At 26.5% G+C, this 10,972-nt stretch carries 11 protein-coding genes and 2 pseudogenes; 8 read left to right on the top strand and 5 right to left on the bottom strand.

What is annotated here, in order from left to right:
• Together J7G74_RS09445 and J7G74_RS09440 are read right to left on the bottom strand one after the other, a co-directional pair.
• Positions 1-448: pseudogene (locus J7G74_RS09445) on the bottom strand (HAMP domain-containing sensor histidine kinase); the annotation flags it as partial.
• Positions 420-1,145: a response regulator transcription factor gene (locus tag J7G74_RS09440; RefSeq protein ID WP_297134552.1), complete on the bottom strand. Its 726-nt coding sequence runs from the start codon at positions 1,143-1,145 to the stop codon at positions 420-422. The pseudogene J7G74_RS09445 and the gene J7G74_RS09440, both read right to left, overlap by 29 nt.
• A 209-nt stretch (positions 1,146-1,354) precedes the next feature.
• Between J7G74_RS09440 and J7G74_RS09435 the strand changes: the two genes are divergently transcribed.
• Complete coding sequence (locus J7G74_RS09435; protein WP_297134550.1) at positions 1,355-2,143, top strand: PIG-L family deacetylase; 789 nt, start codon at positions 1,355-1,357, stop codon at positions 2,141-2,143.
• A gap of 191 nt (positions 2,144-2,334) precedes the next feature.
• Positions 2,335-3,576: a peptidase T gene (gene pepT, locus J7G74_RS09430; RefSeq protein WP_297134548.1), complete on the top strand. Its 1,242-nt coding sequence runs from the start codon at positions 2,335-2,337 to the stop codon at positions 3,574-3,576.
• Positions 3,577-3,704: 128 nt separating this feature from the next.
• Here the strand turns inward: pepT and J7G74_RS09425 are convergent, their stop codons facing one another.
• A complete protein-coding gene (locus J7G74_RS09425) occupies positions 3,705-3,905 on the bottom strand; it encodes a hypothetical protein (protein ID WP_297134546.1) in 201 nt (66 codons plus the stop codon).
• 188 nt (positions 3,906-4,093) lie between these two features.
• Here J7G74_RS09425 and J7G74_RS09420 point away from each other — a divergent pair, with 188 nt between their 5' ends.
• The 3 genes from J7G74_RS09420 (at position 4,094) to J7G74_RS09410 (ending at position 6,430) form a co-directional block, all read left to right on the top strand.
• Complete coding sequence (locus J7G74_RS09420; protein ID WP_297134543.1) at positions 4,094-4,315, top strand: hypothetical protein; 222 nt, start codon at positions 4,094-4,096, stop codon at positions 4,313-4,315.
• Between the two features lie 23 nt (positions 4,316-4,338).
• A complete protein-coding gene (locus tag J7G74_RS09415) occupies positions 4,339-4,989 on the top strand; it encodes a DMP19 family protein (protein ID WP_297134541.1) in 651 nt (216 codons plus the stop codon).
• 70 nt (positions 4,990-5,059) lie between these two features.
• On the top strand, positions 5,060-6,430 hold the full coding sequence (locus J7G74_RS09410) for an MATE family efflux transporter (protein ID WP_297134539.1): 1,371 nt from the start codon (positions 5,060-5,062) through the stop codon (positions 6,428-6,430).
• 58 nt (positions 6,431-6,488) lie between these two features.
• Here the strand turns inward: J7G74_RS09410 and J7G74_RS09405 are convergent, their stop codons facing one another.
• Positions 6,489-7,130, bottom strand: coding sequence for a cyclase family protein (locus J7G74_RS09405; protein WP_297134536.1), 642 nt, complete (start codon positions 7,128-7,130; stop codon positions 6,489-6,491).
• Between the two features lie 98 nt (positions 7,131-7,228).
• Between J7G74_RS09405 and J7G74_RS09400 the strand changes: the two are divergent.
• A pseudogene (locus tag J7G74_RS09400) lies at positions 7,229-7,498 on the top strand (M20/M25/M40 family metallo-hydrolase); the annotation flags it as partial.
• A 252-nt stretch (positions 7,499-7,750) separates the two neighbouring features.
• Here the strand turns inward: J7G74_RS09400 and J7G74_RS09395 are convergent.
• Positions 7,751-8,263, bottom strand: a complete 513-nt coding sequence (locus J7G74_RS09395; RefSeq protein WP_297134535.1) for a spore coat protein — start codon at positions 8,261-8,263, stop codon at positions 7,751-7,753.
• 139 nt (positions 8,264-8,402) lie between these two features.
• On the opposite strand from J7G74_RS09395, the gene J7G74_RS09390 reads away from it, so the two are divergent.
• Together J7G74_RS09390 and J7G74_RS09385 are read left to right on the top strand one after the other, a co-directional pair.
• Complete coding sequence (locus J7G74_RS09390; RefSeq protein ID WP_297134533.1) at positions 8,403-10,067, top strand: ribonuclease J; 1,665 nt, start codon at positions 8,403-8,405, stop codon at positions 10,065-10,067.
• Positions 10,068-10,188: 121 nt separating this feature from the next.
• The gene (locus J7G74_RS09385) at positions 10,189-10,848 is read left to right on the top strand and encodes an ABC transporter ATP-binding protein (protein WP_334299739.1); all 660 of its coding nucleotides are present in this window, start codon (positions 10,189-10,191) and stop codon (positions 10,846-10,848) included.
• Positions 10,849-10,972 lie beyond the last annotated feature (124 nt).

Here is a 10,972-nt window from a genome sequence, read left to right as displayed (position 1 = left end):
TATGCATACCATATCTACTTATTTGAATTGATATAAATGCTAATAATAAAACAATCTCAAAAGGTGTTTTTTCGTATAAATATTTTATATATTTATCCACTAGAGTATGTGTTTTTAAATTTTTCTTATATATTCTAAAACATGTAATAGTTAAAATAAGTGATATTATAGTTATTGATGTAAATCCCCAAAATATATATCTATCATCGTAGTATACACCAGGTCCAAATAAAAAGAATTGTCTTATAAGAATACCGGATAACCAACCATTATTGGAAATTGCAGCTTGAAAATATATACTAACGAAATCAACAGAATCTCTATAAATAAATGCTAATGTTTCTATAAAAATAGAAGCAAATAGAAACATTAAGAAAAGAGATGCTATCTTAGCAGGTTGATTATTATTCTCTAAGTTTTTAGTCCAGTTTTTCAATTTTATAGCCAATTCCCCACACCACCTTTAAGTATTTTGGATTTTTTGAATCTATTTCAATTTTTTGACGTATTCTTCTAATATGAACGGCAACTGTTTTTTCGCAATTATAAGGATCTTCATCCCAAACCCTTTCATAAATCTCACGAGAAGAAAACACTCTTCCTTGATTAGATAAAAGTAATTCTAAAATTTTATACTCTATAGGAGTTATTTTTATTTCATCTCCATCTAAAGTTACTGATTTTGTATCTTGATTTAACTCAAGTCCACCACTTCTTAATATTGGTGATTTATTTTGGCAAAGTTTAGAATTTATATTTTTATTATTTATATTCCCTAGGTTTATATATCTTCTAAGATGAGATCTAACCCTTGCAGTAAGTTCTAGAGGATTAAAAGGCTTTGTAATATAATCATCTGCACCTACATTTAGTCCTAAAATCTTATCCATATCTTCTGATTTAGCAGATAGTAAAATTATAGGTATATTTTTATCTTCTCTTATTTTCATAGTAGTTTTTAATCCATCTAAGTTAGGCATCATAATATCCATGATAATAAGTTTAATATCGTTTTCTATAAGTTTTTCTAAAGCATCCAAACCATCATAAGCTTTTATTACGTTGTAGCTCTCTGATTTTAAATAAAACTCTATAGCATCTACAATTTCTCTTTCGTCATCTACAACTAATATATTTTCATTCATCCGTCTCACTCCTTTATATTTATAATAGCCAAATTTATTATATCAAAATAAATCAACAAAAAATGTTCCTAATTACTACAAATTTATTACGATTTTATATAAAATATAGAAATTTGTTAATAAATTGTTACTTTGCTGTAAGGTTATAGTAATATTTGATATTTATAATGAAAGTAAGTTAAATATTTGAGGGGAAGAGAGTGAAGATTATGACTAAAAATAAAAAGGTGCTAAAAATATTAATGAGTTTAGCAATTATAGTAACAGGGACATTATTAGTATCAGGATTTGGTGATGAAGAAGACTATGATAATACAAAATTTAAAGATAATGTGGTTTTTTATTCTCAACATCAAGATGATGAAACACTTTGGGCGGCAAGTGCAATTATTGAAGCTATAAATGAAGTAGGAGCAGATAATGTTTATATGGTTCAGGTATCTTACGGTACAGGAATTAAAGTATTTGACAAAGAAGATACTTTTAAAAATATGAGTAAAATAGAAAAATATGAATATAGAGAAAGAGAATTTCTTTCAGCTGTTGAAGATTTAGGTATAAAAAGGGAAAATATAATTTTATTACCAAGGCTAGATAAGACTGGTGAAACAAATTTTGGATTAATGGAGAGAGTTGCGTTGGGATTTGAAAAAAATTTAAAAAGTGTAACTCATGTTGCTCACACATATAAACTAGATTGGCACTTACAACACTTAAAAAATGGAGCAGTTATCCAATCTTTATATAATGCAAAACAAATAAAAGATGTAAAATATTTTGTTAAACCAGAATATGAAAAAGATATTCCGTCAGAAGAAAAAATAATATATTCTACTATATCTAAAAAAGATCGTGAGAAAATAAGAAAGGCATGTGGGGAGTATAAATTAATAGATAAAGAGGAAAAAAGAGAAGGTATAGGGTATAAATCTGATCATAAATCGTTTGAAAGACTAATGAAAAATTATAACTCAATATTACACACAGCGAATATATAGTTATATTAGAAATAAAAAGCACTTAGTATTTAAAATCTAGGTGCTTTTATTTTAATATAAAGATAATATATAATTGAGAAATGTATTATACAGTTTTAAATTTTTTAGATTAAAAACATTGTAAAAACAAATAATAAGTATATTATATTTGAAAATAATACATAAATAGAGAGTATATAGGAGGTTATTTTATGAAAAGTATGATAGACAGATTTATAAAATACGCGAAAATACACACTACTAGTGATGAAGACTCTACAACATTTCCGAGTACAGATAGACAAAAAAATTTAGGTAAAATAATAGTAGAAGATTTAAAATCAATTGGAGTAGAAGAGGTTAGTATGGATGATAAAGGATATGTTTATGCTTTTGTTCCTGCTAATACTGAAAAACTATGTAATACAATAGGATTTATTGCTCATATGGATACATCGCCAGCTGCCAGTGGAGAAAATGTAAACCCTAAAATACATGAAAATTATAATGGGGAAGATATTATTTTAAATGAAGAACAAAGTATTATATTATCTCCAAAAGAATTTCCATTTTTAAAAGAAAAAATAGGTAAAACTTTAATAACAACTGATGGAACAACATTACTTGGAGCAGATGATAAGGCTGGAATTACTGAAATAATTGAAGCGATAGATTATATTATAAAACATCCAGAAATAGAGCATGGGCCAATATCTATAGGATTTACACCAGATGAAGAAGTGGGAAAAGGAGCAGATTATTTTGATGTGAAAAAATTCAATGCTCATTTTGCATATACAATAGATGGAGGTCATTTAGGAGAGTTAGAATATGAAAACTTTAATGCAGCTTCGGCAAATGTAGTTATTAAAGGTAAAAGTGTCCATCCAGGGTCAGCAAAAGATATATTAATAAATGCCACTACCGTTGCTATGGAATTTCATTCATTACTGCCAAGTGATGAAGTACCAGAAAAAACTGATGGATATGATGGATTTTATATGATAACTGATTTTAGAGGTGAAGTAGAAAGTGCAACTCTAAAATATATAATAAGAGATTTTGATTTAGAAAATTTACAAAGAAGAAAAGATTTACTTATAAATATTGCGGATAGAATAAATGAAAGATACAAGTCTAAATTAGTAGAAGTAGAAATACATGACCAATATTATAATATGAAAAAGATTATTGAACCTGTTATGTATGTTATGGATTTAGCTAAGAAGTCTATGGAAGAAGCAGGAGTTACTCCAAATATTGTGCCAATTAGAGGAGGTACAGATGGGGCTAGATTATCTTATATGGGGCTTCCTACACCGAATATATTTACTGGAGGAGCAAATTTCCATGGTATATACGAACATATTGCAGTAGAAGATATGATAAAAGCAAAAGAAACTATTATAAATATTATTAAAAATAATGCAATAAGTCATGACAAGATTGGTTAATCATAAAACATTATTAAATATTTACTAATAGAATTAATATTTATAAATAAAAAATTATTTGGAATGAAAAAGAGTATATATAAGTTTAAAAATTTACATAAAAATAGTTAGTAAATTATTATAAAATCTTACTTATAATATACTCTTAATTTTTTATGTCTGAATACAGGAGCATCTAATTCCTTACAAGCATCACTTGTCATACTTACAGAAGAAAAGAAACTTGTTACATTATTTGATATTTTTTCATTTAAGAATAAAGGTAATTTATTATTTTTTATTTCTTTAGATATCACATTAATTCCTAATTTTTTATCAAAGATTATCATTTAAAAACCTCCTAACGTAATCGGGGTATGATGGTATAATATAATTATATTAAAAAATATAGAGAGGTTTTGAATCTAACTAAATTCAAAAAATATTATACAAAAATAAAAAAATTATAATATAATAAATTATATGCAAAGCAAAAAAATGACAAAATGATATCTTACAAATATAGGGATGTGAAAAGATGCAAGATAAAAATTCTATTATGATAATTTTTTTTATAATGACTTTAGGTGTAATGTTGTCTTTAAGTAGTTTGATTTTTATTATTTATTGTGTTTGGTATGAAATAAAAAATAATAAAAAAATATATAAAGAAGCTAAAAGATTAGCTATAACTTGTATGATGATAGGCTTTATAATAAGTTCAATCTTGTTATTTTACATAAATAAGAATATGTTTTAACAAAATATCAAGGGGGATATATAATGGGAGTAATGAATAAAGTATTATTGATATTTGTTATTGTAGGGTTAGCAAATATAGTAATATTATTATTTATAAGAAGTAAGATCAAATCTAATCAGGGGGAAGAAGTTAAATTAAAAAGTTGTAGTCTAGTAAAGATACTCAACTATGATGATGAAGAATTGATTTGTATGGTAGATAATAATTTAGAAATTGAATATGGATATGCATGTAGTGATAAAAATGTATTTGATAATATGAAAAAATCACATAGAAATATTTACACACTATTATGGTTTGATACAGAAATGCAAAATGGTGGAATTGGAGAATATTTATTTAGTCTTAGTAATATAACTATGGAATATATTAAAGATGCATTTGAAGACGTAAAGGCATTTAATATATTAAAAGAGTATAAAAAGCTTCTATCAGAAAATAATATTTTAGATGCTATATCAAGTATAGATAAAAGAGATGTAGAAGAGTATACCATACTTATGAGTAAATTTGAATTTAATGAATTTAACGACTTATATAAGCAATCAGACTTAAGAGGACTAGTGGCAAATTATATCAGAGAAAATATTTGTGAATTTACAAATTTAAATGAAGAAGAATTAAAAATAATGAGAGAAATAGAAGATAATATATCAGTAGATAATAAGTAATATTATATAAAATGCCACCTATATAGGTGGCATTTTAATGGTAATTTATAAAAATATTTAAGGAGTTATTATGAGTGAAAAAGTAGATTTAACTAATGGAAAAATTATTGAGAAGTTGCTAAAATTAGCCTTACCAATAATGGGAACATCATTTATCCAAATAGGTTATAGTCTTATAGACATGATATGGGTAGGTAAAGTCGGTAGTAATGCTGTTGCAGCAGTAGGTACAGCAGGATTTTATCCTTGGCTAGCTATGGCATTTATTATGATTTCTAAAGTAGGAGGAGAAATTAAAGTAGCACAAAGTATAGGAGAAAAAAATATACATGATGTTAAATATTATATTAAATCAGCTATAGAAATTAATATAATATTATCTATTTTATATAGTTTAGTATTGATAATATTTAGAAATCCTTTAATTGGATTTTTTAAGCTAGGAGATATTGATGTAATAAATATGTCAAAGGAATACTTAGTAATAGTAGGAATTGGAATGGTATTTTATTTTATTAATCCAGTATTCACTTCAATATTTGTAGGACTTGGAAATAGTAAATCTCCTTTTAAAATAAATACTATAGGACTAATTACTAATATTATATTAGATCCTGTATTAATTTTTGGAGTAGGTCCTTTTCCTAAGATGGGAGTAGCTGGAGCTGCTTTAGCTACAATTACTTCTAATCTAGTTGTATCATTATGCTTTATTTTTTTAATAATAAAAAATAATGATGAATATTTTAAAATAAAATTATTTAGAGAAATTGACTTAAAATATTATAAAACACTATTTATATTAGGAACACCAGTAGCTCTTCAAAATGGACTATTTACAGCTTTTTCTATGATTATGGGTGTTGTAGTTGCATCCTTTGGACCAGTTGCTATAGCAGTTCAAAAGGTTGGTTCACAAATTGAATCTATATCATGGAATAGTTGTGAAGGATTTGCTTCGGCTTTATCTAGTTTTGTTGGGCAAAACTATGGAGCTAAAAAAATAGATAGAATAAATAAGAGTACAAAATATTCTATTATTGGAGTTATGATATGGGGAAGTTTTACTACTTTCATATTAGTTTTTCTAGGTGAATATATATTTAGAGCATTTATAAATGAACCAGAGGCAATATTAAAAGGAACTGATTATCTAAAAATATTAGGATATTCACAATTATTTATGTGTCTAGAAATTACTATTGCAGGAATTTTTAAAGGAATAGGTAGAACTTATATACCATCAATTATAATTGCCGTTTTGACAGGACTTAGAATACCTTTAGCATTAATATTATCTAAGCCAAATATATTAGGGCTAAACGGGGTATGGTGGAGTATAACTATAAGTAGTATATCAAAAGGTCTTATATTAGCTTCAATATTAGTAGTATTAAGAAAAACACATAAACTATATATGATAGATAATAAAGAAATTTAAAATAATTAACTAAAAAAGACTAGAAAATTGATTTCTAGTCTTTTTATGAATTTCAACTTTAATCTAACATTGCTATAGCTCTAATAGGTGCTCCATCAGAATTTTCAAATTTGAGAGGTAAAGCACAAAATACAAATAAGTTTGTATCTATTAAATGTAAATTAGTCAAATTTTCAAATATCAAAATACTATTACTAAGTAATCTATGATGTTTTTCTAGTTCAGCATTATCTATTGAATCCACTGAAATTGTATCAAATGCTATACCTTTCTTTTTATTTGAGATTATGTAATCAATTACTTCTTCACTGATAACTGGATAATTATCTAAGTATTTTTCTGTATTCCAATATTTACTCCAGTCAGTTTTAAATATTATGAATTCAGCTTTTTCAATAATTTCTTTATTTTTTTCAATATAATCGTATTCTATTATATCTCCTTTATTTAAGTCAGAACAATCAACAACAGCGGCCATACCAACAAAATTTACAACGTCAAGTTTATCAAGGGTTGCTCCAGCTTCTAAAACATGAGCAGGAGCATCCATATGAGTTCCATTGTGAGAATTTATATGTATTTGAGTTACTTTATAACCATCTTCTTGAACATTACAAATAACCTCATTTTCAGGTTGCTTACCACCTGGAAATATGGTCATATCATTTGTAATAGTATGTGTTAAATCTAAAATTTTCAACTTATATACCCCCTTTATTAAATAGAAAAATATTATAAATATAGTAATACTTCTAATTAAGAAATTATATTTATAAATATATTATATACGAATAAAGTTATCTTGATGATATTGGTATAGATTATAAAGAATATATTGAGCATCGTGGAATTATTATGGCTCAAATTATCAAAGATGAAAAGTTCAAAACTATAGGAATCAGGGCGGATATAGATGCTTTGCCAATATTAGACAAAAATAATAAACTCTATATATCAAAAAATAAAGGAATAATGCATGCTTGCGGTCATGATGCACATACATCCATACTTTTAGGTGCATGTAAATTATTATATGAATTAAAAGATGAACTTAATATAAATGTGAAGATGTTGAAGTTCTCGGAATTATAAGAGCAGAGATTTCATAATAAATAGAGCTAGACAGATAATAGAAAATACTGCTAAAGCATATGTATGTATTGTAAAATTGTATGTAGAAGAAAATGGATATCCTCTTGTTATTAATGACGAAGAATGTTTGTTAATAGGAACTATGATGCATGTACTTAATGTAATGAATTTAAATGAAAGAAGCTGATAATAATTTATCAGCTTTTTATATACTAAGGGACTTATAATTTAAAAAAATATAATGTTGTCATGCATACCTTTCTTATTCATATACTCATTTATGTAGTTTATACTTTCTGATTTTTCGTTAATTATAAAATCTAAAACATTTTTCAAATCTTTATTATCAAACTCCATACTAGAAGTACTATATGTGGAATGAAGAAGTTCTTGTGTTGTAAGAGCATTAAAACATATAACTTTATCGCCATCATGATATGAATCAGTATTTATAGATGTTAAGGTAATATTACCTAAATTTATACAGTCAATGGTGTTGGTTGAATTATCTTCATAATATGGATGAAATTCCTCTCTTTTTATATTGGGAATTTTTCCACTTAAAATTTCATCGATCATATTTAAATGTTTTTGTTCAATTTTAGCTAAATTTGAAAATAGAGATTTTAAGCTAGGATCATTAGCTTGCAAAGCATAATCATTGTATTTATCTATTGCTAATTGTTGTTGATATTTTTCACCTTCAAGTAAGAATCTTTCTTTATTAGTTAAATTTACCATGAAAACACCTCCATTTATATTTTTACTTTAAAAATATAAATTATGCATAATGTGCAAATAATAATAGAAAGTAAAATGATTGATAATAACTTTTTTTAGTTTAAATAAAAAAGAAAAAGACAGTAAAAGGAGAATTATAATGAGAAAAAGAAGATGTGTAAAAGTAATTCCTTTTGGAGGATTAGGTGAGATAGGGAAAAATATTACAGCAATAGAATACGAAGATGAAATTATAGTAATAGATTGTGGGATTTCATTTCCAGATGAAGATATGTATGGAGTAGATTTAGTAATTCCGGATGTAACATATTTAATAGATAACAAAGAAAAAGTAAAAGGGTTATTTTTAACCCATGGTCATGAAGATCATATAGGAGCAATACCTTATATATTAAAACAAATAAATATGCCTATTTATGGAACTAGACTTACATTAGGTTTAGTTGAAAACAAATTAGAAGAACATAATATGATGGATATGGCAACAATCTATCCTGTAGATAGTGGAGATATAGTAACTTTAGAGAAAATAAAAGTTGAATTTATAAAAGCAACACACTCTATAGCAGATGCCTGCTCTCTTGCTATAACAACTCCACTGGGGACAATAATTCACACAGGAGACTTTAAGATAGATTATACTCCTATAGATGGAAGAGTTATGGATTTAAATAGATTCTCAATGCTAGGTAAAAAAGGAGTATTATTATTATTAGCTGATAGTACAAATATAGAAAGACAAGGACATTCATTGTCAGAAAAAACTATTGGCGAGACTTTAAATAGAATTTTTGATGGTGCTAAAGGAAGAATTATAGTTGCCACATTTGCATCTAATATACACAGAATGCAACAAATTGTTAATGCATCAGTGAAAGAAAATAGAAAAATTATATTTAGTGGAAGAAGTATGGAAAATGTATCTAGAGTAGCAATTGAGCTAGGCTATTTAGATATACCACCAGAATATTTAATTGATATAGATGATATGAATAGATATCCTGATGAAAATATAACGATAATAACTACTGGAAGTCAAGGAGAAGCAGGAGCTGGTCTTTCAAGGATTGCTTTTGGAAGTCATAAAAAAATAGACATTCATAGAGATGATTTATTTATTATTTCAGCATCACCTATTCCTGGTAATGATAAAATTGTATCTAAAGTTATTAATCAATTATTTAGAAAAGGTGTAGAAGTTATTTATGAAGACTTAGAAGACATACATGTTTCAGGACATGCTTATCAAGAAGAATTAAAACTAATTCATACTTTAGTTAAACCTAAGTATTTTATGCCAGTTCATGGTGAATATAGACATTTAAAACATCATGGAGATTTAGCTGTAAAGTTAGGAATGGATCCAAAAAATGTTTTTGTATTAGAAACAGGGCGAGTTCTTGAAATTACATCTAAAGGTGCAAGTGCTACAGAGACAGTTCATACAGGTATATTATATGTGGATGGTCTTGGTGTAGGAGATGTTGGAAATATTGTTTTAAGAGATAGGAGAAATCTTGCTAAAGATGGTATGGTAATTGTTGTAGTTGCCATAGATAGAAGTAACTATGAAATAGTTTCTGGACCAGATGTAATAACTAGAGGATTTATATATGTGAGAGAATCAGAAGAGTTAATAAAAGAAATAAAAAATATATCTAGAGAAAAACTTGAGGAGTGCCTAGAACAAGAAATAATTGAATGGCAAGTACTAAAAGGAAGTGTAAAAAAATCTGTAGAACAATTTCTATATGATAAGACAAAGAGAAGACCAAGTGTATTTCCTATAATAATGGAAATATAGAATGAAATGTCTTAAATAGGTGATATGTATTATGATATAATTAATTTACAAATTTTTTAGAATTGAGGGGAAGTAGTTGAGCGAGTATATAGAATTTAAAGACGTAAAGAAAATATACAAAATGGGTGAAGTCAATATAGAAGCATTAAGTGGTGTTGATTTTACTGTAAAAAAAGGTGAATTTGTTGTAGTAGCTGGTGCAAGTGGTGCTGGTAAAAGTACAATATTAAATATTTTAGGTGGAATGGATACTCCAACTAGTGGACAAATAATTGTAGATAATAATGAAATTAATAAATATAGTAATAAAGAGTTAGTTACCTATAGAAGATATGATATAGGTTTTGTATTTCAGTTTTATAATTTAGTACAAAATCTTACTGCTAGAGAAAATGTTGAACTAGCCACTCAAATATGTAAAAATCCATTAGATATTGATGAAGTCATGGAAGCTGTTGGACTTGGTCATAGAAAAAATAATTTCCCAGCTCAATTATCTGGTGGAGAACAGCAAAGGGTGGCAATAGCTAGAGCACTTGCGAAAAATCCAAAGCTACTTCTTTGTGATGAACCAACAGGAGCCCTAGATTATAATACAGGAAAAGCGATATTAAAGCTTTTACAAGATACATGTAGAAAAATGAAAATGACAGTTATAATAATAACTCACAACTTGGCTTTAGCACCTATGGGAGATAAAGTTATAAAAGTAAAAAATGGAAAGATAAGTAGCATTACTATCAATGAAAATCCAACACCAGTTGAAAGGATAGAATGGTAGTATGAGAAGTGCTTTAAATAAAGATTTTATAAGAGATATTTTAAAATCAAAGGGAAGATTTATATCTATAGTTGCAATAGTTGTATTAGGTGTAGCATTTTTTACTGGTGTAAAATCTGCACCT

The sequence above is a fragment of the Terrisporobacter sp. genome (assembly GCF_017888745.1).
Classification (GTDB): Bacteria; Bacillota; Clostridia; order Peptostreptococcales; family Peptostreptococcaceae; genus Terrisporobacter.
The sequence above is the reverse complement of the archived record's forward strand: the minus strand, read 5'-3'. Positions and strand labels throughout refer to the sequence as shown.

Excerpts from the sequence above, each read along its gene's own strand:
- J7G74_RS09435 (WP_297134550.1), top strand. The coding sequence starts at position 1,355 with ATGACTAAAAATAAAAAGGTGCTAAAAATATTAATGAGTTTAGCAATT.
- J7G74_RS09390 (WP_297134533.1), top strand. The coding sequence starts at position 8,403 with ATGAGAAAAAGAAGATGTGTAAAAGTAATTCCTTTTGGAGGATTAGGT.
- J7G74_RS09425 (WP_297134546.1), bottom strand. The coding sequence starts at position 3,905 with ATGATAATCTTTGATAAAAAATTAGGAATTAATGTGATATCTAAAGAA.
- J7G74_RS09440 (WP_297134552.1), bottom strand. The coding sequence starts at position 1,145 with ATGAATGAAAATATATTAGTTGTAGATGACGAAAGAGAAATTGTAGAT.
- pepT (WP_297134548.1), top strand. The coding sequence starts at position 2,335 with ATGAAAAGTATGATAGACAGATTTATAAAATACGCGAAAATACACACT.
- J7G74_RS09415 (WP_297134541.1), top strand. The coding sequence starts at position 4,339 with ATGGGAGTAATGAATAAAGTATTATTGATATTTGTTATTGTAGGGTTA.
- J7G74_RS09420 (WP_297134543.1), top strand. The coding sequence starts at position 4,094 with ATGCAAGATAAAAATTCTATTATGATAATTTTTTTTATAATGACTTTA.
- J7G74_RS09385 (WP_334299739.1), top strand. The coding sequence starts at position 10,189 with ATGGGTGAAGTCAATATAGAAGCATTAAGTGGTGTTGATTTTACTGTA.
- J7G74_RS09395 (WP_297134535.1), bottom strand. The coding sequence starts at position 8,263 with ATGGTAAATTTAACTAATAAAGAAAGATTCTTACTTGAAGGTGAAAAA.
- J7G74_RS09410 (WP_297134539.1), top strand. The coding sequence starts at position 5,060 with ATGAGTGAAAAAGTAGATTTAACTAATGGAAAAATTATTGAGAAGTTG.